Annotated in this window: 23 protein-coding genes and 2 pseudogenes; 16 read left to right on the top strand and 9 right to left on the bottom strand. The window is 67.6% G+C overall.

Annotated features, from left to right (window positions below; translation table 11 throughout):
* The first annotated feature begins 189 nt into the window (after positions 1–189).
* Both asnB and NV348_RS05885 read left to right on the top strand, forming a co-directional pair.
* Positions 190–2,034, top strand: coding sequence for an asparagine synthase (glutamine-hydrolyzing) (asnB, locus tag NV348_RS05890; RefSeq protein WP_447146070.1), 1,845 nt, complete (start codon positions 190–192; stop codon positions 2,032–2,034).
* A 79-nt stretch (positions 2,035–2,113) separates the two neighbouring features.
* On the top strand, positions 2,114–2,356 hold the full coding sequence (locus NV348_RS05885) for a dihydrofolate reductase family protein (RefSeq protein ID WP_447146069.1): 243 nt from the start codon (positions 2,114–2,116) through the stop codon (positions 2,354–2,356).
* Between the two features lie 92 nt (positions 2,357–2,448).
* Here the strand turns inward: NV348_RS05885 and NV348_RS05880 are convergent, their stop codons facing one another.
* Positions 2,449–3,015: a TetR/AcrR family transcriptional regulator gene (locus NV348_RS05880; protein ID WP_447146068.1), complete on the bottom strand. Its 567-nt coding sequence runs from the start codon at positions 3,013–3,015 to the stop codon at positions 2,449–2,451.
* A gap of 40 nt (positions 3,016–3,055) precedes the next feature.
* Between NV348_RS05880 and NV348_RS05875 the strand changes: the two are divergent.
* A pseudogene (locus NV348_RS05875) lies at positions 3,056–3,825 on the top strand (SDR family NAD(P)-dependent oxidoreductase); the annotation flags it as partial.
* 77 nt (positions 3,826–3,902) lie between these two features.
* Entirely contained in the window at positions 3,903–4,445 is a 543-nt protein-coding gene (locus NV348_RS05870; protein WP_447146067.1) for an IS5 family transposase, read from the top strand.
* 21 nt (positions 4,446–4,466) lie between these two features.
* Here NV348_RS05870 and NV348_RS05865 read toward each other — a convergent pair whose 3' ends face one another.
* Positions 4,467–6,818, bottom strand: coding sequence for a sulfatase-like hydrolase/transferase (locus NV348_RS05865; protein WP_447146066.1), 2,352 nt, complete (start codon positions 6,816–6,818; stop codon positions 4,467–4,469).
* Positions 6,819–7,063: 245 nt separating this feature from the next.
* Positions 7,064–7,228, bottom strand: coding sequence for a hypothetical protein (locus tag NV348_RS05860; protein ID WP_447146065.1), 165 nt, complete (start codon positions 7,226–7,228; stop codon positions 7,064–7,066).
* A 124-nt stretch (positions 7,229–7,352) separates the two neighbouring features.
* Between NV348_RS05860 and NV348_RS05855 the strand changes: the two genes are divergently transcribed.
* From NV348_RS05855 to NV348_RS05845, 3 genes and pseudogenes are all read left to right on the top strand, one after another.
* Complete coding sequence (locus tag NV348_RS05855; protein WP_447146064.1) at positions 7,353–8,726, top strand: hypothetical protein; 1,374 nt, start codon at positions 7,353–7,355, stop codon at positions 8,724–8,726.
* A pseudogene (locus NV348_RS05850) lies at positions 8,720–9,334 on the top strand (cation:proton antiporter domain-containing protein); the annotation flags it as partial. The gene NV348_RS05855 and the pseudogene NV348_RS05850, both read left to right, overlap by 7 nt.
* Before the next feature lie 123 nt (positions 9,335–9,457).
* Complete coding sequence (locus tag NV348_RS05845) at positions 9,458–9,760, top strand: hypothetical protein (protein ID WP_447146063.1); 303 nt, start codon at positions 9,458–9,460, stop codon at positions 9,758–9,760.
* A 228-nt stretch (positions 9,761–9,988) separates the two neighbouring features.
* Here the strand turns inward: NV348_RS05845 and NV348_RS05840 are convergent, their stop codons facing one another.
* The 3 genes from NV348_RS05840 to NV348_RS05830 all read right to left on the bottom strand — a co-directional run bounded on the left by NV348_RS05840 (position 9,989) and on the right by NV348_RS05830 (position 12,073).
* Positions 9,989–10,921 carry a formylglycine-generating enzyme family protein gene (locus NV348_RS05840; protein WP_447146062.1) on the bottom strand — a complete coding sequence of 311 codons (933 nt, stop codon included), beginning with the start codon at positions 10,919–10,921 and terminating at the stop codon, positions 9,989–9,991.
* 37 nt (positions 10,922–10,958) lie between these two features.
* Positions 10,959–11,498: a hypothetical protein gene (locus NV348_RS05835; protein ID WP_447146061.1), complete on the bottom strand. Its 540-nt coding sequence runs from the start codon at positions 11,496–11,498 to the stop codon at positions 10,959–10,961.
* A gap of 401 nt (positions 11,499–11,899) precedes the next feature.
* Positions 11,900–12,073 carry a hypothetical protein gene (locus NV348_RS05830; RefSeq protein WP_447146060.1) on the bottom strand — a complete coding sequence of 58 codons (174 nt, stop codon included), beginning with the start codon at positions 12,071–12,073 and terminating at the stop codon, positions 11,900–11,902.
* Positions 12,074–12,589: 516 nt separating this feature from the next.
* On the opposite strand from NV348_RS05830, the gene NV348_RS05825 reads away from it, so the two are divergent.
* Both NV348_RS05825 and NV348_RS05820 read left to right on the top strand, forming a co-directional pair.
* Positions 12,590–13,006 carry a helix-turn-helix domain-containing protein gene (locus tag NV348_RS05825; RefSeq protein ID WP_447146059.1) on the top strand — a complete coding sequence of 139 codons (417 nt, stop codon included), beginning with the start codon at positions 12,590–12,592 and terminating at the stop codon, positions 13,004–13,006.
* The gene (locus tag NV348_RS05820; RefSeq protein WP_447146058.1) at positions 13,003–13,200 is read left to right on the top strand and encodes a hypothetical protein; all 198 of its coding nucleotides are present in this window, start codon (positions 13,003–13,005) and stop codon (positions 13,198–13,200) included. Before NV348_RS05825 ends, NV348_RS05820 begins: the two co-directional genes overlap by 4 nt.
* A gap of 497 nt (positions 13,201–13,697) precedes the next feature.
* Here the strand turns inward: NV348_RS05820 and NV348_RS05815 are convergent, their stop codons facing one another.
* Positions 13,698–14,036, bottom strand: coding sequence for a hypothetical protein (locus tag NV348_RS05815; RefSeq protein ID WP_447146057.1), 339 nt, complete (start codon positions 14,034–14,036; stop codon positions 13,698–13,700).
* On the opposite strand from NV348_RS05815, the gene NV348_RS05810 reads away from it, so the two are divergent.
* From NV348_RS05810 to ligA, 4 genes are all read left to right on the top strand, one after another.
* The gene (locus NV348_RS05810; RefSeq protein WP_447146056.1) at positions 14,035–15,261 is read left to right on the top strand and encodes a cysteine desulfurase family protein; all 1,227 of its coding nucleotides are present in this window, start codon (positions 14,035–14,037) and stop codon (positions 15,259–15,261) included. The two genes, NV348_RS05815 and NV348_RS05810, sit on opposite strands and share 2 nt — an antisense overlap.
* The gene (mnmA, locus tag NV348_RS05805) at positions 15,261–16,376 is read left to right on the top strand and encodes a tRNA 2-thiouridine(34) synthase MnmA (protein ID WP_447146055.1); all 1,116 of its coding nucleotides are present in this window, start codon (positions 15,261–15,263) and stop codon (positions 16,374–16,376) included. The genes NV348_RS05810 and mnmA overlap by 1 nt, the downstream gene beginning before the upstream one ends.
* A gap of 223 nt (positions 16,377–16,599) precedes the next feature.
* Entirely contained in the window at positions 16,600–17,670 is a 1,071-nt protein-coding gene (locus tag NV348_RS05800) for a methionine synthase (protein ID WP_447150950.1), read from the top strand.
* Positions 17,671–17,784: 114 nt separating this feature from the next.
* On the top strand, positions 17,785–19,866 hold the full coding sequence (gene ligA / locus NV348_RS05795; protein ID WP_447150949.1) for an NAD-dependent DNA ligase LigA: 2,082 nt from the start codon (positions 17,785–17,787) through the stop codon (positions 19,864–19,866).
* Positions 19,867–19,916: 50 nt separating this feature from the next.
* Here the strand turns inward: ligA and NV348_RS05790 are convergent, their stop codons facing one another.
* Complete coding sequence (locus NV348_RS05790; RefSeq protein ID WP_447146054.1) at positions 19,917–20,267, bottom strand: hypothetical protein; 351 nt, start codon at positions 20,265–20,267, stop codon at positions 19,917–19,919.
* Between the two features lie 224 nt (positions 20,268–20,491).
* On the opposite strand from NV348_RS05790, the gene NV348_RS05785 reads away from it, so the two are divergent.
* The 3 genes from NV348_RS05785 to NV348_RS05775 all read left to right on the top strand — a co-directional run bounded on the left by NV348_RS05785 (position 20,492) and on the right by NV348_RS05775 (position 22,663).
* Positions 20,492–21,676: an AAA family ATPase gene (locus NV348_RS05785; protein WP_447146053.1), complete on the top strand. Its 1,185-nt coding sequence runs from the start codon at positions 20,492–20,494 to the stop codon at positions 21,674–21,676.
* A gap of 51 nt (positions 21,677–21,727) precedes the next feature.
* Positions 21,728–22,075, top strand: coding sequence for a hypothetical protein (locus tag NV348_RS05780; protein WP_447146052.1), 348 nt, complete (start codon positions 21,728–21,730; stop codon positions 22,073–22,075).
* Between the two features lie 66 nt (positions 22,076–22,141).
* Positions 22,142–22,663: a GNAT family N-acetyltransferase gene (locus NV348_RS05775; protein WP_447146051.1), complete on the top strand. Its 522-nt coding sequence runs from the start codon at positions 22,142–22,144 to the stop codon at positions 22,661–22,663.
* Here the strand turns inward: NV348_RS05775 and NV348_RS05770 are convergent.
* Entirely contained in the window at positions 22,656–23,306 is a 651-nt protein-coding gene (locus NV348_RS05770; RefSeq protein WP_447146050.1) for an ACT domain-containing protein, read from the bottom strand. The genes NV348_RS05775 and NV348_RS05770 overlap by 8 nt on opposite strands.
* Positions 23,307–23,375 lie beyond the last annotated feature (69 nt).

The raw sequence follows: 23,375 nt of genomic DNA, 5'->3' as shown, positions 1-23,375 counted from the left end.
TGGGTCACGGCGAACTCGGTAGGTGGCGCAGCTAACGATATCGGTCCGGCGGCGAGGGTTCGATCAGTATGGCTGCCAACCGTTTTCGTTCCACGCTCCGGACGTCAAATGTCCGGTCGTGGCCTGCCACGTACCGCCGCGCGCCCTTATCTCGAGCACCGCTCGGTTATTCTCGGAGGTTGAAAAACAATGTGTGGAATTGTCGGATGGGTCGATTTCTCGACGGATCTCGAGACGCAACGCTCGGTGGTGCAGCGCATGACGGATACGATGCGCTTTCGCGGGCCGGATGCCGGTGACGTCTGGATTTCCCGGCACGCCGCACTCGGACATCGTCGATTGTCGGTCATCGATATCGAGGGCGGCGCGCAGCCGATGGTCCGCGATGATGTCGCATTGACTTACAGTGGCGAGATCTACAATTTCCGGGAATTGCGGCGCGAATTGGAAGGCGCAGGTCACCGGTTCACGACCAAGAGCGACACCGAGGTCGTGCTGCGCGCCTACCTCGAATGGGGCATCGCGTGCCTCGAGCGGTTCAACGGCATGTTCGGGTTCGCCCTCTGGGACGAGCGCAGCCAGGAGCTGTTCCTCGTGCGGGACAGGGTGGGCGTCAAACCCGTCTACTACTACCCGACCGCCGACGGGATCCTGTTCGGCTCCGAACCGAAGGCGATCCTGGCGAACCCGGCGGCGAAGCGAAAGGTCGATCTCGACGGGTTCGCCAATTTCCTTGTGTTGCAGGCGAATATGTCAGGACAAACGCCGTTCGACGGCCTGCTGGAATTGCAGCCCGGCGAATACCTGCGGGTCGGCCGGGCGGGGATCGAGCGTGATCGCTACTACCGGTTGACGGCTCGCCCGCACGAGGACGACCTCGACACCACGGTGGAGACGGTGCGTGCGTTGCTGGCCGACATCGTGGAGCGGCAGCTGGTGTCCGACGTGCCGATCGGCACGCTGCTGTCCGGCGGCATCGACTCGAGTCTGCTGACCGCGCTGGCGACCCGATCGAACGCCGCGGCCGATGTGGTGCGGTCGTTCTCCATCGATTTCGTCGGGCACGCCGACTTCTTCGAGACCACCGCCGACATCCTGCGCGCGACCGAGGACGCGCCCTTCATCCGCGAGGTGGTCGACTACGTCGGCTGCAAGCACGAGGGCATCGACGTGCCGACCGCCGCGCTCTGCGACCCCGAGGTCCGGCGCCGGGTGCTGACGGCCTGGGATCTGCCGAATCACCTGGGCGACATGGATGTCTCGCTGTATCTGCTGTTCCAGGCGGTGCGGGAGCGCTGCACGGTGGCGATCTCCGGCGAAGGCGCCGACGAGGTGTTCGGCGGCTATCCCTGGCTGCACGACGAGAAAGTCCTCGACGTGCCGATCTATCCGTGGATGGCGTTCCAGCTGCTGCAGGGCACCCCGTCGACGTTCAGCCTGTTCGACGGCGGCGTGCTGGCGCGCACCGGTTTGTTCGAGCGAATCGGCGGGATGTACGCGCAGGGCATCGCCGAAGCTCCTCGCCTGGACGGCGAGTCGCCCCTGGACGCGCGGATGCGGGCGGCCAACTATCTCGACCTCACCCGATTCATGCGGCCCCTGCTCGACCGCAAGGACCGCATGAGTATGGCGGTCGGGCTCGAGGTCCGCGTCCCGTTCTGCGACCACCGCCTGATCGACTACGTCTTCAACGTGCCCTGGTCGATGAAACAGCGTGCGGGCGAAAGCAAGTGGCTGCTGCGCGCCGCCGCCGGCGATCTGCTGCCGGACTCGGTGCGCAACCGCCCGAAGTCGGTCTTCCCGGCGACCCTGGACACCGGCTACGACGACATGCTGCGCAAGGGGTTGAACGAGGTGCTGACCGGAGCCGACGAGCCGATCCGGGAGTTCCTGAACATCGACGCGGCCACCGCGATCGTCGACGGCACCGACACCGCGGGCGGCGGCTCGTGGACCCGGCTCCGGACGGAGAGCATCCTGCGCGCCAATGCCTGGATCAAGGAGTACGACGTCGATATGAGTGCGCTCGCCTGACCGCTGGACGCCTCGTCGCGCTGCTCCGCCCTGCCCCGGGGCGGAGCTGAGGGAAGCTGGTGCGGCCCATCGTGATCCGATGGGTGTCGCCAACTGTCAGTCGCGGCCTCCCGCCACCCTGACCGAAGCCGCCTGGAACAACACCGAGATCATCACCGGCGACATCGCCATCACCGGCAGCCTCACCCTGGTCCAGTCCCTGCTGCGCGCCGGTCTGCTCGATAAACCACAGCTGTTCGTCCACCCCGTCGTCTTGGGCAAGGGCGCGCGCCGGTTCGACAAGCTCGACAACAGCGTCGAGCGGATTCGGGCCTGGTCGTAGGGCCGCCGCGCTCGACCGGTGTCGGGCACGGGTCGAGCGGGGCGGTCGTCAGCGCACACCGAACCAGCCGAGTGTCACGCGCTCTCGCAGACCTACCCGTCCGCGGGCCCACTGTCCGGGGTGAGCGCCCGGCGAGCCAACGTCAGCCACCGAAGTTGCTGTTGCTCCTCGGTGGGCGCGGTGGCCAGCAGAAGGATCACGTCATCGCTGGTGACGTCGGTATACAGCGACTCGGTGCGATGCGCGAGCGCGACCAATCGGTCAACGGCGGCGCGGCCACGTGCCTGCAACTCCAGGAACGGCTCTTCGGCCACAGTGGCGACGGCGAACCGAAAAAGGCGCTCCTGACCCATATCGAGCGCCACATTGCGCATGAGTGCGGTCAACTCCTGGCGGGCCGAGTCCGGATTCGCCTCAGCCCGCGCGATGGCGGCGTCCAGAGTTTCGCCGATCGCCGAGGACAGTTCGTCCACGATCGCGTCTATCAGGTTCTTCTTCGTCGGGAAATGCCGATACAGCGTGCCCACCGCGACGCCTGCCGCGGCGGCCAGTTGATCCATTCCGACGCCAGGCCCGCAACTGATGACCAGTTCGCGCGCGGCGGCGATGATCGCCTGGCGATTGCGTCGCGCATCCGCGCGCTGGGGCCTGCTGCCCATCTGCTCCTCCTGGACCTTGCACACAACATGAACTACTGGTTCCGGAGCGAACACCGGACTGGGTTTCGAAACCGCGTCAGCGCTGGCAGCACGCGGCGCCGAGGTCGTGCTGGCCTGTCGCGATCGAGGCCGAGCCGAGGCCGCCGCCGAACGCCTCCGATCCCGATTGCCCGGCTCTGTGGTCGATACCTACTGATCAACAACGCCGGTGTGACCGGGCTGTCCGGAACTACCGAGGACGGATTCGAAGTGCAATTCGGCATCAATCACCTGGGGCACTTCGCCCTGACCGGTCTGCTCTTGGACCGCCTCACCGCCACCGAGGGCGCGCGAGTGGTCACCGTCAGCAGCATCGGCCATCGGTTCGGCCGCATCGATCCTGATGATCCGGCCGCCCCGACCGGAAACGCCTACGGGAAGTCGAAATTGGCGAACCTGCTGTTTACCTACGAGCTCGATCGACGTCTCGGCGGCACCGCGGCGGTCGCATTGGCCGCTCATCCGGGTGGCGCGAGTACCGATGTCTTCCGCTACTCTTCCGCGGCGTTTCGGCTTCCGAATCTGGCGATCGCCCGGCTGCTCGGCCGGACACCCGCCATGGGAGCATTGCCGACACTTCGCGCGGCTACTGATCCGAGCGCGGTCGGCGGCGAATACTATGGCCCGTCAGGGTTTTTCGGAATCCGAGGCTATCCGTCCCGGATGCGATCGAGCGGAGGCTCGTACAACCGTCACCGGCAAGAGAGACTATGGGAGGTCTCCGAGCGACTGACCGGCGTGACGTATCCCGTCAATGCCGAAGCGCACTGAAATCGGTGCGGGCTAAGAGCTCCTAACAGGTTCTGTCGGGTAGCAACGAGTCCTGTTGTAGTGCAGGATGTTTCGTCGTGGCAGCGCCGTGGATCGTGGACGACCAGCTGTGGGCAGTGATCGAACCGCTACTACCGGTCAAGGCCCCGGGAACCCCGGGACCACCCCGGATGAACGATCGGCTTGTCCTGCAAGGGATCTTGTTCGTGCTGATCACCGGCATCGGGTGGGAGGACCTGCCACAGGAGCTGGGGTTCGGGTCCGGGATGACCTGCTGGCGTCGGCTACGCGACTGGCAGGCCGCCGGGGTGTTCGAGGCCATGCACACCACCGATGCTCGCCCACTGCCACCGCGCGGGACTGATCGATGTCGACCGCGTCATCCCCGACGGCTCACACGTGCGGGCCGAAAAAGGGGCACCGACACAGGTCCAAGCCCGGTCGACCGCCGCAAAACCGGAGCGAAACACCACATCCTGACCTGCGGCACCGGCCTCCGGCTCGCGGTCGTACAGTCAGCGGCCAACGTCAATGACCATCTCGTGCTGCCCGAACTGCTCAATCGTGTGCGGCCGCTACGAGGACGCCCCGGCGACCACGCGCGAAGATCACGACCTTGATCGCGGACAAAAGGCTACGACTTACTGTCGGGCCATGTGCATGCGCAGTTCGGCTTCGGCGTCGTGGATGAGGTATCCGCTGACGTTCACGGTCACTGTGTGGATGGTGCCGGTGAATTTGAAGGGGCTGGTGTAGTCGTCGGTGACGGCGGATCCGGGGTTGGCGCCGCAGGTGAGTGCGCCGGGGTTGAGCATGAATGGGTTGGTGACGGGGGCCTCGGTGCTCCCGGTGAGGGTGCCGTCGACATAGAGCTGGAGCCTTCCAGACGCGCCCTTGCCGTGTGGCATGTCCGGTTCTCCGGTCGGTTCGAATTCGAAAATGAGTTCATGTCTGCCGGGCGCGAGGACCTGGTCGGATTCCACTGCGTAGCTGGTCCGCCCGACATAGTTGTGGACGTAGCGGAGCTTGCCGTCCTTGACGAAAAGGGAGTATCCGCCAGCGGCGCTGCCCTGGCAGAGCAGCACCCCCTCGGCCCCGCCGTCGGGGATCTCGACGTCCGCGGTGAAGCTGTGCGGGCGGTTGAGCACCCGGGGGGCCGCGAAGAATGGGACCGATTGGGTGCCGGGCCGGTAGGTGTAGCTCTCGCGCAGCGGTGCCACGAGAGGTTTTTCGGCGATCATGCGGGGCAGGCCGCTGCCGTCTACCGGCATCACGTCGTACTTGCCGGCCTCCACATACCAGGTGGCGATCATCGCGATCAGCCGGTCACGGTGCTCGGCGGCCACGTTGTGATTCTCGGCGAAGTCGGCGGCCACGTGGTAGAGCTCCCAGCTTTTGGCGTCCAACTCGGCGAGGGTCTCGGCCGAGATCGGCTGTCCGAAGCCCACGCCCGCCTCGGCGAAGGATGGGCCGGGCCAGGGGCAGACGGCCCGCCAGCCGTCGTGGTAGATGGCCCGGTGGCCCAGCATTTCGAAGTACTGCGTGCGGCGGTTGCTCTCGGCGGTGTCGTCGTCGAGCGTGTGGGCGAAGCTGACCCCGTGCAGCGGTGCTTGTGTGACGCCGCGGATGGTCTTGGGCGGATCGATGTTCAGCAGGTCCAAGACTGTGGGCACCATGTCGATGATGTGGGCGTACTGGGTGCGGATCTGCCCCCGGGCAGTGATTCGCTGCGGCCAGGACACGATGAAGGGGTCGCTGGTGCCGCCACGGTAGGTCTCGCGCTTCCACCGCCGGAACGGCGTGTTGCCAGCCCAGGTCCAGCCCCAGGGGTAGTGGTTGAAGCGCTTGGGGCCGCCGATCTCATCGATCAACTCGAGACTTTCCTCGATCGGCTCCTGGGCGTTGTTGAAGAACTGCGCCTCGTTGGTGGTGCCGGTGGGTCCGCCCTCGGCGCTGGCGCCGTTGTCGGAGATGACCATGATCAGCGTGTTGTCCAGCTCCCCGAGTTGGCGCATGAACTCGATCAGCCGCCCGACCTGGTGATCGGTGTGGGAGAGGAAACCGGCGAACACCTCCATCATCCGGCTGAACAGTCGGCGTTCCGCCGCCGGATGCGACGCCCAGTCGGCTACATCGGGATCATGGCGCGAGAGCTCCGCGTCCGCTGGGACGATGCCGAGCTCCTTTTGCCGAGCGAACACCTTCTCCCGATAGGCGTCCCAGCCCTCGTCGAACACGCCCGCGTACCGGTCCGCCCACTCCTTGGGCACATGATGTGGGGCGTGCGTGGCACCGAAGCACAGATTCAGGAAGAACGGCTTGGCCGGGTCGATCTGCTTGGCGTCGGCGATGAACTCGATCGCCTTGTCGACCAGGTCCTCGCTCAGGTGGTAGCCCGCTTCGGGGGCGCGCGGCGGCTCCACCTGATGGTTGTCATACACCAGATCAGGGTGCCACTGGCTGGTGTCACCACCCAAGAAGCCGTAAAAGCGCTGGAAACCACGCCCCAGCGGCCACCGGTCATAGGGACCTGCGGCGGTCTCCTGGTTGCTCGGCGTCAGGTGGTACTTCCCAACCATGTACGTGTTGTAGCCGTGCTCGAGCAGCATCTCGGACAGGAAACCGTTCTCGAACGGGATGACGCCGTTGTACCCGGGGTAGCCGCTCGCCAGTTCCGTGATGGCAGCCATACCATTGCTGTGATGGTTGCGGCCGGTCATGATGCACGCCCGGGACGGCGAACACAACGCCGTCGTGTGCATGTTGTTGTACCGCAGGCCGTCCCCCGCGAGCGCATCGAAATTGGGTGTTCGGATCGGGCTACCGTAACAGCCCAGGTTGCCGAACCCGGTGTCATCCAACACGATGAACACCACGTTCGGGGCACCCTCACGCGCCCGCACCGGCGCCGGCCACGCCGGGGTGGACTCGTCGGCGGTCCGCCCGATGACACCCGGGAACGCAGCACCCGGCTCATACTCGGTAATTGCCACTGATGATCAACTCCCACGGTTTCTTTTTGGCCCTGACCACCCATCCTGCATCGATACACGGCGCGCCCACCTCACCCGGCACGGATGATTCCCGTCGCCGCCTACCTGGGCCACAAGCCGTGTAGTTGATGTCTGGGTGCTGTTGTTGACCGAGAGCGCCGGCAGTCACCACCGGATCGGTGTCAGCCGAGACGACCTGCGGATCGTAGCGACCATGATCGAAGACGGCCCGTCCGAACACGAACTCACAGGAATGGACCGATATGGACACTGCTCGAGGATTCGTCCGGGTCGTCGCCAAGGGCGTCTAGGAGCGACCGTTCGAGTTCGTCGGTGCGCTCGGCGCCCCGATGCGCTGTGTCGGTGCAGGCGGCGGTGTGTGCGACGCTGACCAGCCCGGTCCTGATCATGGGGCGGCGACCTCACCCGCAGCGGGTGAGGCGCGGGTGAGGCCGCCGGAGCAGTCTGTGGACAGGACAGTGGCGTGAGGCGCACACGGAGCGCTCCGGGCTGACACGCAAAGGCAGGTTTGTGATGGCGGGCTCCGATGACGACAATCCCACGGGCGATGCCCTGAGCACGGGCGAGCGGCGCGAGCTCGAGTGGCTGCGCGCCGAGGTTGCGCAGTTGCGCGGCGAACCGCCGCCCCCGCCGCGAGGCCACGGCGGCCTACGCTGGACCGCGGTGGTGGCCCTCCTGGCGCTCGTCGGAGTGTTGCTGGTGACGTCGGTGGTGGCCCGATTTGCGCGCAGCGAGATATTGAACACCGACCGCTACGTGAGCACCGTGGCACCGCTCGGGGAGGATCCCATCGTCAAGGCGGCGATCACCAATCGGGTCACCGACGAGATCTTCGCGCAGGTCGACGTCGAGGGCCTCACCGAACAGGCGCTGACCGCACTCATCGATGCCTCGAATCTCGCCACGAACGCGCCCCGCCTGGACCAGGCGGTGGTCGGTCTGGCGCCGGTCATCGCCGGGCAGGCGAAGACCTTCGTGCACGACACCGTCGAATCGCTGGTCGAGTCGGACGAGTTCGAGGACCTGTGGATCCAGGCCAACCGCGCCGCCCACACCACCCTCGTCGCGGTGGTCACCGGCGACACCGGCGACACCGCGGTGCAGGTCGACGACAGTGGGACCGTGAGCATCTCGCTCAGCACCGTCATCGACAAGGTCAAAACACGGCTGTCCGGGCGCGGTTTCGCGTTCGCCGACAAGATCCCGCAGATCGACAAGCAATTCGTTCTGGTCCAATCACCGGAACTGGCCAAGGCGCAGCGCGCGGTCCGTGCGCTCGACAAGGCCGCCGACGTGCTCCCGTGGCTGACGCTGCTCGTCGCCGCCGGGGCGATCTGGGCAGCGCCGCGGAGCTCGCGGCTGCGGGCGCTGGCCGCTGTGGGCGTCACCTTCGTCGTCACGATGGCGCTGCTCGCGGTGGCGATCCTTATCTGCCGGTCGCTGTATCTCGATAACCTGCCGCCCGAGATCCGCTCCCCGGAGGCCGCGGCCGCGGTGTTCGACACCATCGTGGTGCCGCTGCGGACCACGTTGCGGGCGGTCTTCGTCGTCGGCCTGGTCGTCGCGGTCGGTGCCTACCTGGTCGGCGGATCGGCCTCCGCGCTGGCGGTGCGCCGCGGATTCGGCCGCGCACTGGAGGTGCTGCGACGGCCGAGCACTCGGACACCCACCGCCGTGGAGATGAGGCTCGCGCGGGCGCGGGTCCCACTGCGGGCGGCCATCATCGGCATCGCAGTGCTGGTCATCGTGTTCTGGAACTACCCCACCGGGGCCGTCGTCGGCTGGACCGTGCTGATCGCCCTGCTCACGCTGTTGTTGCTCGAGATCCTCGTCCGACCTGTCCTCACGCGGGCCCGCCAGCTCGGCGATGCGGCGGTGGTGACGTGACGTGGGCGTTGCCGGCGATCACTGCGGTGTTGCTCGCCTATACCGCCGCTCTGCCCCTGGGCGGGTCGGGGTTCATCGCCGCGTTCGTCGGCGGACTGACCTTCGGCACGCTCCGCCACCTCGCCACCGAGCACCACGAGGGCGACGGTGCCGGGCACGAGGGCGAGGTCGAGAGCGACATGCTCGACGAGGCCGGCGACGTGTTCAGCGCCGTGACGTTCATCGTCTTCGGCGCCGTGCTCCTCGGTCCCGCCCTCGGCTACCTGTCCTGGGCGGTGTTCGGCTACGCGGTGGTGAGCCTGACCGTCGTCCGGATGCTCCCGGTCGCGCTGTCGCTGATCGGAACACACCCGCGCGCGCCGACCGTCGCCTTCGTCGGCTGGTTCGGCCCTCGCGGACTGGCCACCATCGTATTCGTCATCCTCATCCTCGAAGAACCCGGCGACCTGCCCCACGAAGAGCTGTTGTTGACCGCTGCCGTGATCACCATCGGGCTCTCGGTCCTGGCCCACGGACTCACGGCCGGGCCGTTAGCCGACCGCTACGCAACCTGGTTCGGCCGTCACCCCCGCCCCAAGGACCAACCCTCACCCGGCAAGCCAGGATGACGATTCCTGCGGCCGGGTGCGCGGCCTGAATACCTTTGGTGACAGCATGAACACATCCGTTCGGCCGACGTGAGACCGCCGTTCGCGTGCGTACCCGGGTCGGGGAGCTCGAGTACTTTCACCATGATCACGGACGGCACCAACATTCCTGTGGTGGCGTTCGAAATGGCGGGTGACGGCCGCGCCGAGTTCGGTGGTCAGGCTCATCTCGAGGTTCGCGCCTTCGCCGATGAAGTGTCATGTCTCGGGGGGGGGGTGAGCATCCGTTGCCAGGCGGCGCGGTTGATCGCGATGGAGCGGCGTTTGATCAGGTCGTCGTTGCCGATCAGCCAGTCCAGCAACGTACCGAGCAGGTCAGCGGTCGGGTTCTTCCTGCGGTACTGCACTTACTGGAACTTCACTTACTTCACTTGTTGGAACCACTAGTCCATCGAGCGGACACGCCATTGATCGAGCTGCCGCTTGATGTACAGGTCGGTTTGCAGTGGGGTCCAACCAGTTTACTGCGGTGGTCACCGCGTCGACGACAGTTCGACTGCGGCCGGATGAGGTCGTCAACGGCGGGACTTGAGAGCTCGTCTCTTTGGCCTCGGTGAGTTGTCGATGACGAGTACCGGCAGGTGTTCGGTGAGTCAATAGCAGTCGTCGACCTCGTCAACTGATTGCTGCGACCCGGAATCCGACGTTGCCCGACGAGCTTTCAGGGGTGCTGCCAAATCGTGCAGATACCCGGTATCTCCGGCAGTATGATGCGTGGCAAAGGTACGACCCTCCACGCTGCACCCGCTCGGGACCGACTATCGGCCCGGTAGGCGATTTCGTCGGGGATTTCGCGTAGTACCCGACGTCACGGACGTCTGCGCACCATTCCCAAACGTTGCCGGTCATGTTGTACAGCCCGTAGCCGTTCGGACCGAAGGCTGTGACAGGCGCCGTGCCCACGTAGCCGTCTTCCCCGCTATTGATCCCGGGGAACTCGCCCTGGAAGACGTTCATTCGGTGTGTCCCACCAGGTTCCAGCTCGTCTCCCCACGGAAAGGGCTTGCCCACCAGACCGCCACGCGCGGCGGCCTCCCATTCGGCTTCGCTCGGTAGCCGAGTACCCGACCAAGAACAGAACGCCTGCGCATCGTTCCAGGAAACATGCACCACCGGATGGTCCATCCGATCGGCGATGTCAGAGTGCGGACCCTCTGGGTGGTTCCAGTCGGCACCGTAGACCTGTCGCCACCACGGTGTGCCCTCCACGCCCCGAGTGGGTGGGAAGTCGTCGGGCAGGAGCCCACCGAATACGAAGGACCATTCGAACTTCTCGGCTTCCGTGCGCCATCCTGTGGCGTCGACGAACTCCGCGAACCGCTTGTTGGACACGGCGAAGCGATCGAGGCGAAACGAGGGCAGAGTTACCTCGTGGGCTGGTCCCTCGCCATCGGCCGGGTAGGCCCATGGCGAGTCGTCGCCCATCCGAAAGGTCAAACCCGGCACGGTGATCAGCGAATCAGCCGCAACGTGTCCAGGGCCGGGTAGGGCTACCACTGGGTGGTGCTCGGCGGGTTCGCGGTTAGGGGAGCAACAACTGTGCACCATGGAAGCTACTCTATTGCTCGAGGGCGGGATCAACAGGTTACTGGCGCGATATCGCAACCCTGGAGACGTCGGCGGGGTCGATGAGGTGGGAGTTGTCGTCGTCGCCGACATCGATCTGGACTACGTCGATTTTGCCGGTGAACTTGCTGGCACCAGCGTAGGCGCTACTGACCGGCATGCCGTAGTCCTCGCCGATGTCGGTGGTTTCGTCGGCGGAGAAGATCATCGGCTGGGTCTGCTCGACCCGGCCGTTCCCGACCGGCATGCCGTCATAGAACAGCGTCACGTCACCGCCTTTGGCCAGCCCACCCCCGTCGTAGGCGAACTCCGTGCGAACTTGATGGCTGCCGACCGGAATGGCTTCGGTTGCGACAGTGGTGAACTCGGTCATGCCGAGGAGGTTGTAGACAAAGGATGCGTGTCCGCCTTTGAAGTAGAGTGCCCAGCCGCCGAATCGGCCACCTTGGGCGATGATCACACCGTTGGTGACACCCCGCTCGGGAACTTCGACCGAGGCTGTCACACTGAAGGACCTGTTCTTCACGTTGATGACGCTGTGCTCGGTGAGTCGCTTCATCCCGGGGGACAGCACCTGTGTGGTGCCCTTGATCAGCTCCGGGCGTCCGGCGATAGTCGGATTGAGCCGTTCGAACCGGCGGTCGTCGATGGGGAGGACGTTATATTTCACGGCCTCGATCAGCCCTGGGAGAAGTCGACATGCCCATCGTAGAGTTCCCAGATGTCGTCATCGAGGGCCGGTAGCTCCTCGTTGGGCAGCCACGGCGTGCTGTGCCTGGTGACCGCAACCTCCGATCCCGGTGGTACGCAGGCACGTAGGTGCCTTGCCAGGCACACGGAGCCCAGGCACGTCATGAGAATCAAGGGCCTGCTATCAAGGAGCCGGATCTCGACGGCTTTGAGCCCGCGCAAGTGGTTTCTGGGACTCGCAGGGAACCTGATGGTGGGCCGAGGACTCGTTCATCGCCATATCAGCTCAGGGTCCTTCTCCAGGGAAGTTGCGAGCTCGGGAGGCTTCTCGATCGCTGCGATCAGTTCGCGGGCGGCGCGTACGACTGGAAGGCTGGCGAGCAGCAGGTCGGCCACGGCACCGGGGATCTGTGCGGCGTTCTGCTCTGGTCTGCCGAACGTCACCGAAGGCTGGCCAGGTAGATCAAGGGAACGTTGAAGCCAACCCGCACGACATCCACGGGTGCGAGGATGTGTAGCACGCGATGGTCGAGCTCTGTGCCGACGGTGGGCTCAGTTACACGAAGCGGAGCCGCTGTCCGGGATTCATCTTCTTGTCCAACACAATCAACGACTGGATCCACGGCAAGTCCTTTCCGCGGTGGGCCAACTTGTCACTAGCCCTGCGCGCCTGGGGCGTAACAGACGACGAGTTGACTGCCTGGAAGGCCGCGCCCAAGCGCGCCGACGAGGATCCCCAGCTCTGCGACAGAGGTACACGATGCGTCCGCGTTGGAGGTGCACGAACCGAACACTGTCACCATCGGCGATGGCGCCTCGAAGGCTTTGCCACCGTATGTGCGCCGCGCCCACGACGATCAGCTAGTGCCGCGTCCGGAAAGGTTGATGCGGTAACGGCTCGAGGTGGCGGGTTGATCCGTGGCCGGTGACCGGTGATGCTGCCTGACGGAGGTGGTGCCGGTGGCTCGCAAGCCGGATGTGTTCGTCAGAGCGGTAACCCCGGAGGAAGGCCGCAAACTCGCCCAGATCGCCCGGCGCAGCACAGTGCCGGTCCGGATGCGGCGGGCCGTGGTGGTGATGGCCTCGGCCCAGCATCAGCCGGTCGGGCTGATCGCGAAGCTGATGCAGGTGTCGGAATCCTATGTGCGGCAAGTGATCCACGACTTCAACGCCCATGGATTCGAGGCACTCGACCCAAAATGGAGCGGGGGCAGGCCGGCGAAGACCGATCGAGCGACACGTGATCGGATCACTCAGATCGCCCGGTACTGCCCCCGTGATCTGGGCTGGCCGTTCAGTGTGTGGAGCCTGTCGAAGCTGGTGGAAGTGTTGCGGCTCAACGGGATCGCGACGTCAGCCGGGAGACGCTGCGCGTGATCCTGAAGGCTGGCGGGGTGTCGTGGCAGTCCACCAGAACGTGGAAGTCCAGCAACGACCCGGAATTCGTCGCCAAGATGAGCCGGGTGCTCGACCTCTACGACAATCCGCCCGAAGACGGGCGTGGACCTATCCGCGACTTCGCGGTCGGCTCGAAGATCCGGCGGCCGGATTACCTACCCGACGTTGCTTGACGCGGCACTAGCATCGGTATCTCTCACCAGAGCGCCCGCGCTACTCGTGCGCTCTGGTGCGAGATCACCCTCGGCGCCGAGACCGGCTGTTGGTCAGCTGGTCTCGGCGCCCAGCCCCTTGGGCAAGCCTCATCGGTGTGGGCGTGTTCGGTGCCAGACGCCCGTGGCGAACTCGTTTTGTCCGCGGCCAAGGCTCGGGCTTCGCATTTTCCGCGAGGCGCACACCCGGCCTGCTATGCGGCGACAGGTCCCGCAGTTCACTCGCCCTGGTCCTGGAGAGAGCCGCCCAATTGAGCGGCTGATTTCGGCGTCACTTGCGCTGCACGAGGCCTTGTTGTGGCGAGCGCGGCGCGCCCGCAGGTGGTCGTGATCGTCGCCGGACCGTCATCAGGTCTTCGCTCGGCCAACACGACGACAAGGAGGCCAGCGATCTCGAACCCGCCACGTGCGCGGGCCAGTGGCGCCCCGGCCGGCGGGACTGCGGAATATCGGGTTTGTCACGTTTGCGGCGCAGCTAACGGCCGTTGTCTGCCGCCGCACAGTGACGGTCCATCGGATGGATGCGCGCAGGCGGCCGACTGCGGTCCAACGGCTGCAAGCGCGTGGAATCTCGCGTTCATCTCTGCCGCGGGTCGGCGGACCGCTGCGGTAGCCAGCTCGGCTACTTCGCTCCCAGCTGTCTCGACTGTCCCACCGGCCTGCTCATCGACGATTCGGGAATGAAAGTAGGTGATACAGGTGTTGAGATTCCTGGGTAAATCGTAGAAAAATCGTAGAAAGTAGGGGTGGACCCCGAAGATGACCAGGTCAGCGGTGGTATAGGCTTTGTCGGTCATGAAGTCGGCTTATGCGGGTCCGGTCAACGGTGCGCCCACCACGGTCTACCTCGACCACGCGGCCACCACTCCGATGCTGCCCGCCGCCGTCGAGGCGATGACGGCTGCGCTGACGACGGTGGGTAACGCCTCGTCGCTGCACGGATCGGGCCGGGCCGCGCGGCGGGCGCTGGAGGAGGCGCGCGAGTCGATCGCGGCTGAGCTGGGTGCCCGGCCGTCCGAGGTGATCTTCACTTCCGGCGGCACCGAGAGCGACAATCTGGCTCTCAAGGGCATCTTCTGGGGGCGCCGGGCCGCCGATCCCCGCCGCACCAGGATTGTCACCAGCGCCGTCGAGCACCACGCGGTGCTCGACGCGGTCGAGTGGCTGGAGAAGCACGAGGGCGCGCGGGTCAGCTGGCTGCCGGTGGACGCCGAGGGTGTGGTGTCGCCGCAGGCGCTGCGCGAAGTGCTCGCCGAGTACGCCGACGAGGTCGCGCTGGTCAGCGTGATGTGGGCCAACAATGAGGTCGGCACGATCCAGCCGATCTCCGAATTGGCCGCGGTCGCCGAGGAATTCGGCATCCCCATGCACAGCGACGCGGTCCAGGCGGTGTCCCAGGTCCCCGTCGATTTCGGCGCGAGCGGACTGGCCGCGCTCAGCGTCGCCGGACACAAGGTGGGCGGCCCGCACGGTATCGGCGTGCTGCTGCTCGGCAGGCAGGTGCCCTGCGTGCCGCTGGTCCACGGCGGCGGACACGAGCGTGACCTGCGCTCGGGCACCTCCGATGTGGCTGCGGCGGTCGGCTTGGCCGCGGCGCTGCGCGACGCGATGGGCGAACTGCCCGCCCGCGCCGCGCACCTGCGCGCACTGCGCGAGCAGCTGATCGCGGGTGTGCGCGAGGTCGTGCCCGAGGCGGTTCTCAACGGACCGGTCGGCGAGCACCGTCTGCCCGGCAACGCCCACTTCACCTTCCCCGGCTGCGAGGGTGATTCGCTGCTCATGCTGCTCGACGCCGCCGGTGTCGAATGCTCCACCGGGTCGGCCTGCAACGCGGGCGTGGCCTCACCCAGTCATGTCTTGATCGCGATGGGCGTCGAGCCGTGGCAGGCCCGCAGTTCGCTGCGGTTCTCGCTGGGCCACACGTCGACCGGGGCCGATATCGAGACCATGTTGACCGTTCTGCCGCAGGTCATCGAACGGGCCAGGGCCGCGGGCCTGGCCGGCGCTAGAGGAGGTGCCTGATGCGAGTACTCGCCGCGATGAGTGGTGGCGTCGATTCGGCGGTGGCCGCGGCGCGGGCCGTCGACGCCGGCCACGAGGTGGTCGGGGTGCACCTGGCGTTGTCGGCGTCGCCGGGCACGCTGCGCACCGGATCGCGCGGTTGCTGCTCCAAGGAGGACGCCGGTGACGCGCGCCGCGCCGCCGACGTGCTCGGCATCCCGTTCTACGTCTGGGACTTCGCCGACCGGTTCAAAGAGGACGTGATCGACGACTTCGTCGCCGCTTACGCCGCGGGCGAGACCCCCAATCCGTGCCTGCGCTGCAACGAGAAGATCAAGTTCTCGGCCCTGGCCGACCGCGCGCAGGCGCTGGGCTTCGACGCCGTGGTCACCGGCCACTACGCCCGGCTCGACGACGGCGTGCTGCGCCGCGCGGTCGACGCCGACAAGGACCAGTCCTACGTGCTCGCGGTCCTCACCGCCGAGCAGCTGTCACGCGCGATGTTCCCGGTCGGTGACACCCCGAAGCCGCGGATCCGCGAGGAGGCCGCCGAGCGCGGTCTGGCCGTGGCGAACAAGCCCGACAGCCACGACATCTGCTTCATCCCCTCCGGCGACACCCGTGCCTTCCTCGGTGCCAAGATCGGCATCCGGCCTGGCGCGCTCGTCGACTCCGACGGCACCGTCCTGGGGGAGCACGAGGGCGTGCACGGCTTCACCGTCGGCCAGCGCAAGGGTCTGGGTCTCACCCACACCGCCGCCGACGGCAAGCCCCGCTACGTCACCGGCATCGACCCCGATTCCGGCACGGTGAGCGTCGGTTCGGTCGAGGACCTCCAGGTCGACGTCGTCACCGCCGATCGCGCCATCTGGACCTCCGGTGTGCGTCCGGACGCGCCGGTCGAGTGCGTCGTGCAGGTGCGCGCGCACGGCGGCACCGCACCCGCCGTCGTCACCCCCGAGGGTGACGGTTTCGTCGCTCGGCTGCGCGAACCGCTCACCGGTGTCGCCAAGGGACAGGCGATCGTGCTCTACCTGCCCGATGCGGAGGGCGGGGACACCGTGGTCGGCAGCGGCACCATCAACGGCACCGACCGGGCCGGGGTGCCGGCGGACGCGGCCGACGCGTCGGCCTGATCGGCTCGTGCGTCCCGCGCCGGGCGGGGATCGGCTCGCCGCGGCGCTTCATGACTCTGGTCCTCGGGCCCGACGGCCGCCGCCGCTGTGCTGCGGGGCAGGATGGTGACCGACGGTCCGTGCGTCGCACGAATCGGCGAGGTGCGGTCCGTGGAGCGTGATGTCCGCACCGGTCCGGTGGAGGCGGGCGTTCGATGAATCGAAAGGTGTTGAGCGCGTGACATTGTGGCGTAGCGAGAACTCGCAGGAGACCGCCGCACCGGAGCCGGTCGTCCCGCTCGTCGGCGGCACCGCCACGGCGGTCGGCTCGTGGCCGGGCACCGATCCGCGCGAGGCGGCCGCGACCATCATCGGCGAACTGCCCGATCTCCCGCACCTGGTCGAGCTGCCCGATCGTGGCGTCGGTGCCGATCTGGTCGGCCGCGTCTCGGCCCTGCTCGTCGACCTGCGCTTCGACTCCACGACCCGCGGTTACCGCTTGGCTGCCCGGCCCGGCGCGGTGTCGCGCCGCGCCAGGGACCTGCTGAACGAAGACCTCGACGCCATCGAAGAGGCGTGGGAGACAGCGGGTCTGGCAGGCGCGGGCCGTGTGGTGAAGATCCAGTCCGCGGGCCCGCTCACCCTCGCCGCCGAGGTCGAGCTGCCCGGCGGACACCGGATTCTGACCGATTCCGGTGCGGTGCGCGATCTTTCGGAGTCACTCGCCGAAGGGCTGGCCCGGCATGCCGCCGAGGTCGCCCGGCGGCTCGGGGCCCGGGTGGTCGTCCAGCTGGACGAACCACGGCTCACCACGGTGCTCGACGGCTCCCTGCGGGGCCCCAGCATCCTCAACACCATCCGCGCGCTGCCCGAACCCGAGGCCCTGCACATCCTCGACACGGTGATCACCGCCCAGTCCGCGCCGGTCCTGCTGCACACCTGCGCCTCCCGCCCCGCCCTCACCACGCTGGGCCGCACCGCCGCCGCCGCGATCTCCTTCGACACGTCGACGATCACCACCGCCGATCTCGACGCTCTCGGCGAGATCCTCGACTCCGGCAAGAAGATCGCCCTCGGCCTGACCCCGACCACGGCCCCCGCCGCGCCGCCCACCTGGCGCACCGTCGCCGAACCCGGCGTCCGCCTGATCGATCGCCTCGGCTTCCCCCGCCGTGTCCTCGCCGAGCAGATCCTGGTCACCCCCGCCTGCGGCCTGGCCGGCGCACCGCTGCCCTGGGCCCGCAAGGCCCTCACCCTCACCGGTGAGGTCGCCCGTGCCTTCGCCGAGGAACCGGAGTCGATCACGGTCGAATGAGTCGGCGCGAACCCCTGCGACGTGCGGGAACGGTGGCCGGAAGTGTCGGTGGGCTCGGCTAGTGTTCGACGGGTGAGTGACAGCGACAGCGTGGTTTCCGTGGGTGCCGAGCTGGTGGGCGCGACCCCCGAGCAGCGGGTGCACTGGCAGCAGCTGGCGGACGAGGTGCGCGAGCACCAGTTCCGCTACTACGTGCGCGACGCGCCGATCATCTCCGACGGCGAGTTCGACACGCTGCTGCGGCAGTTGCAGGCGCTCGAGGACGCGCATCCCGATCTGCGGACGCCCGATTCGCCCACCCAGCTCGTCGGCGGCGGCTTCGCCACCGAGTTCACCGCCGTCGACCATCTCGAACGGATGCTGTCGCTGGACAATGTCTTCGATTACGACGAACTGCGCGCCTGGGCGAGCCGGGTGGCAGCCGAGACCGGTCCCGATCCGCACTTTCTGTGCGAGGTCAAGATCGACGGCGTCGCGCTGAACCTGGTGTACGAGCACGGCACACTGGTGCGCGGCGCGACCCGTGGCGACGGCCGCACCGGCGAGGACGTCACCCTCAACGCGCGCACCATCGAGGACATCCCCGCCGAACTCACCCCGAGCGCGGAGTTCCCGATCCCCGCGCTCCTGGAAGTGCGCGGTGAGGTCTACTTCCGGCTCGCGGATTTCGAGACCCTCAACGCCAAGATCGTCGCCGAAGGCAAACCGCCGTACGCGAATCCGCGCAACACCGCCGCCGGATCGCTGCGCCAGAAGAACCCGGCGATCACCGCGCAGCGCAGGCTGCGGATGATCTGTCACGGCTTCGGCCGCATCGACGGCTACCGCCCGGAGTCCCTCCACGATGCCTACCGGGCACTGACCGCCTGGGGCCTGCCGGTCTCCGAGCACACCCGCCTGGTCAAGGGCATCGACGCCGTCATCGAGCGGGTGGCCTACTGGGGCGAGCACCGCCACGACATCGAGCACGAGATCGACGGCCAGGTGATCAAGATCGACGAGACGGCCTTGCAGCGCCGTCTCGGCTCCACCTCCCGGGCCCCGCGCTGGGCCATCGCCTACAAGTACCCGCCCGAAGAGGCGACGACGACGCTGCTCGATATCGAGGTCAACGTCGGTCGCACCGGCCGGGTCACCCCGTTCGCGGTGATGGCGCCGGTCTTGATCGCCGGCTCGACCGTCGCCATGGCCACCCTGCACAACGCCTCCGAGGTGAAGCGCAAGGGCGTACTGATCGGTGACACCGTCACCATTCGCAAGGCGGGCGACGTGATTCCCGAGGTCCTCGGCCCCGTCGTCGACGCGCGCACCGGCGACGAGCGCGAATTCGTGATGCCGACGCACTGCCCCGCATGCGGCACCGAACTGGCCCCCGCCAAGGAGGGCGACGCCGACATCCGCTGCCCCAACCAGCGGCACTGCCCCGCCCAGCTGCGCGAACGCGTCTTCCACCTGGCCGGCCGCGGCGCCTTCGACATCGAAGCCCTCGGCTACGAAGCGGCCAACGCGCTGCTGACCTCGGGCGCCATCACCGACGAAGGCGATGTGTTCGCGCTCGACGGGCAGGCCCTGCTCGGTGTCCCGCTGTTCACGAAACAGGACGGGGCGCTGTCCGCCAACGGCGCCCGCCTGCTGGAGAACCTGAACGCCGCCAAGGACACTCCGCTGTGGCGGGTACTCGTCGGCCTGTCGATCCGGCACGTCGGCCCCACCGCCGCCCGCGCGCTGGCGTCCGAATTCGCGAGCCTGGATCGCATCGAAGCGGCGACGGGCGAAGAGCTCGCGGCGACCGACGGTGTCGGCCCGACCATCGCGGCCGCCGTCGTCGAGTGGTTCACCGTGGACTGGCACCGCGCCATCGTCGACAAGTGGCGCGCGGCGGGCGTGCGCATGGAAGACGAACGCGACGAGTCCATCGAACGTAACCTCGACGGCCTGTCCATCGTGGTCACCGGCTCGCTGCAGAGCTTCACCCGCGACGGCGCCAAGGAGGCGATCCTGATCCGCGGTGGCAAGGCGGCCGGTTCGGTCTCGAAGAAGACCGCGTTCGTGGTGGTCGGCGATGCCCCCGGCTCGAAGGCGGCCAAGGCCGAGGAACTGGGTGTCCCGATCCTCGACGAGGACGGCTTCCGCCTACTGCTGGACCGCGGACCCGCCGCGGTCACCTCCGCGCCGGAGCCCACCGAGGACGAATAGCCGTCGGTCGGGGTCCGTCGCAGTATGGCGGATCCCGGCTCTGTCCTCGCTCAGTGCGGGGTGACGGTGACGGTATTGCCGATCTGCGTCTTCATGTCGAAGCTCGAGCACTGCCCGTTGCTGATCTCGACATGGCGCGTCGGCCGCTTCTTGATATTGGTCTCGATATCGACCGCGACATGCGTCCCCGACATCGAGCACACCTTCGACACCGGCGCCTCGGTGTAGGACACCGAACCGGCCCCCTGACAGGAATTCGTCTCGTTCCCGAGGAACACCCGCGCGGTCCCGTTCGGGCACGGATCGGCCACCGCGCTCGGCGCGCTCAGCACCATCGGCACCACGGCACCCGCGGTCACCGCCGCGACGACAACTCCGCGAACCATCATCCGAACAGCCATCCCGAGCACCCATCCTCGTCGTCGACTCAGCCCCGCCGACCAGGCGGCCGCGGTGCCCAGCATGCTAGTGCGTCCGCGCCGGACACGCCCGGCCACGGCTGTTCCGCACCGCACCCGACACTCGGCGTCGCCGTCCGCGGCGCCTACCGCGTGCCCAGGCCCGTCGTCGCCTAGTCTTGCGAAGGATCTGGGAGAGGTGGACGACCTTGCTGCGTAGTTTTCAGGTGACCAATCACCGATCGCTGGCCGAGGCGCAGCAGTTGCGGTTGAGCAAGGGGAGCGGGAGTCCGGTGGCGGTGCCGGTGACCGCGGTGTATGGGGTGGCGGCGTCGGGGAAGACGAGTCTGGTCGACGCGCTCGCGCAGATGCGGGACGCGGTGCTGCATTCGGTGAGCGGGTGGGATCCGTACGCGGGGCCGGTGCGCAGGCCGCATCTCGGGTTCGCGGACCGGCCGACCGAGTTCGTGGCGGGGTTCGTGGCCGAGGGGGTGCCCTATACCTACGGGTTCCGGCTCGACAACGCCGATGTGATCGCGGAGTGGTTGTACACGCATCCGCGCTCGCGTAAGCGGATCGTGTTCGAGCGCAACGGTGATCAGGTCAAGATCGGGCCGATGTTCGAGGCGGCCCGGTACGGCGTGGCGGCATTGGTGCCGTTGGTGCGGCCGAACGCGCTGCTGCTGAGCTTGGCGGGACAGATGTACGCGGAGGCGCTGGTGCCCGCGTATCGCTGGTTCGCGGCGAACCTGCGGGTGCAGCAGGGGGAGGCGGGGGTCGACGAGCTCGCGCACGATCTGGGCAGTCACATCTCGCGCTCGCCCGACAACGCGGCGCGGCTGCTGATGCTGTTGCGGACGGCGGATCTGGGCATCGAGGATCTGCTCGTCGCCGAACACGATCCGATGTACGCGGACTATCTGCGTGACCTGGACGCCGAGATCAGCGCGCTGGCAGCGCAACTCGACCACGGCGGCGCCGATCCGATCCTGCTGGAACGGGAACTGAGCACCGTGCGCGCCGCGCGCGACGCGCTGTACCGGCGGATGGTGGACCGGCGCGGCGCCGCGCTGAGCCTGGTGCACGAGGGCATCGATGTGCCGTTCGAACTCGTCGACGAATCCACCGCGACGCGCTCGCTGCTGCGGGTGCTGCCCGCCATGCTCGAGGCGCTCGACACCGGCCAGGTGCTCGCGATCGACGATCTCGGCGCGGGCCTGCCGGTGGAGGAGACCGACCGGCTCGTCCAGCTGTTCCAGAACCCGGAGACCAATGCCCGTGGCGCGCAACTGATCTACACCACCGCCCAGCGCGCGCTGATCGACCGGGGCAACGGCCGCTCGCAGCGCACCCGCGCCGTGGTCTGGCAGCTGCGCCGAGAACGTGGCGTCAGCGAACTCACCCCGCTGTGACGTGGCCGCGGGGCCGGCACCGGCCCCGCGAGCGAGGCCTACGATGGGGGCATGCTCGAAGTGGTGATGGCCGCGGCCATGGTGACGATGCTGGTCGTGACGATCGGCGCCGTGGCCGCCCACCGGATCGGCCGCGGCGGCGGCGCGAACCTGGAGCAGGGCTCGCTCTACATCACCGGAGTCAGCCCGCTGCCCGCGATGACCGGCGAGCACTACGTGACGATCACCGGTACGCTCATCGGCCCGTCGGTGCCCGGCACGGTGGTGTATCGGCGCTTCGCCTGGGAGGCCGCGCAGTGGCCGTCGATCGGCGATCAGCTGCTGGTTCGCTATCCGCCGCGCAACCCGGACAAATGGGTGGCCCAGCATCCCGGCCTGCGGTCCTACCTCGGGTCGTGATCTCACCGGCTCGGTGAGACATGGGTGAGTTTCAGATCACAACGGCCGGGGTGGGATCATGCCCGGATGCAGGGTAACCACCATCAGACCCCCGGGAACGGCCTCCATATCCGGACCGCCCGCCCCGAGGACTTCGCCGCCATCTCCGCGCTGACCGTGCAGGTGTATGTGGGCGACGGCTATGTCGACGAGGACGACGGCTACGTCCAGGAGCTGGGTGACGTCACCCACCGGGCCGCCGAGGCGCAGGTACTGGTCGCCGTGCACGACGGCAAGGTCGCCGGGTCGCTCACCGTCGCGAAGCCGGGCACGCGGTACGCGGAGATCGCGTTACCTGGCGAACTGGAGTTCCGGATGCTCGCGGTGGCCAAGGACGCGCGCGGCCTCGGTGTGGGGACGGCGTTGGTGCGCACGGTGATCGACGAGGCGCGCGCCGGTGGCTACGAGGCGGTGGCGCTGACCACCATGGGCACGATGGTCGACGCGCACCGCATCTACGAGCGACTGGGATTCGTCGGTGTGCCGGAACGCAATTGGTCCACCCACGACGGACTGCAGCTGTATGTGATGCGGCTCGCGCTCAGCTGAGCGCGGTCGCCACGATGCCCGCCAGGTAGCCGAGGCGGGCCACTTCCGACGGGCGGAAGTCGGGGCCGCCCGGACGACCGAGCAGTAGTGACTTGCCGGTGTTGCCCAGCGGGGCCGCGGCCAGCTTGGTGTCCATGTCGCGCCAGATCTGCGGCACCCACTCGGCCTCGCCGTCGAGCCACGCCGGCTTCTCCAGCGGCATCCACGGCGCCGAACCCGCTTGCGTCTCCGGGGCGCTCGGGCTGCCGACCACGCGGTACGCGCCGCCGGGGCCCATCCCGATGATCGTGGACCAGCCCACGCGCAGCACCCGCGGCACACCGTCGACGAGCACCTGCAGGCGATCGTCCCGCGCGCTGGCGACCTGATCGATCAGCTCGAGCTCGCGGTGGGTGTCCAGGACGCCGGAATAGGGCCGGATCGAGTCGACGCTCACATCGTGCACGGACTCCGCGGCGGTGATGAGCGTGTCGGGCAGCGCGCCGGTGGGCACCTCGACCACCAGATCGTCGATCGCGAAGCCGGCGCCACGCTCCACGACGTCGAGCGAGAGGATGTCCGCGCCGACCCCGCCGAGGGCGAGTGCCAGGGAGCCGAGGCTTCCCGGTCGATCCGGAAGTTGCACGCGGAGCAGGTATGACACGTGCGTTCCTTTCCTAGGCGGCCGGGGCTGTTCGACACGAATACCCGGTGACGCAATACTTACACCCCC

The organism is Nocardia fodinahabitans (assembly GCF_052983615.1).
The sequence above is the reverse complement of the archived record's forward strand: the minus strand, read 5'-3'. Positions and strand labels throughout refer to the sequence as shown.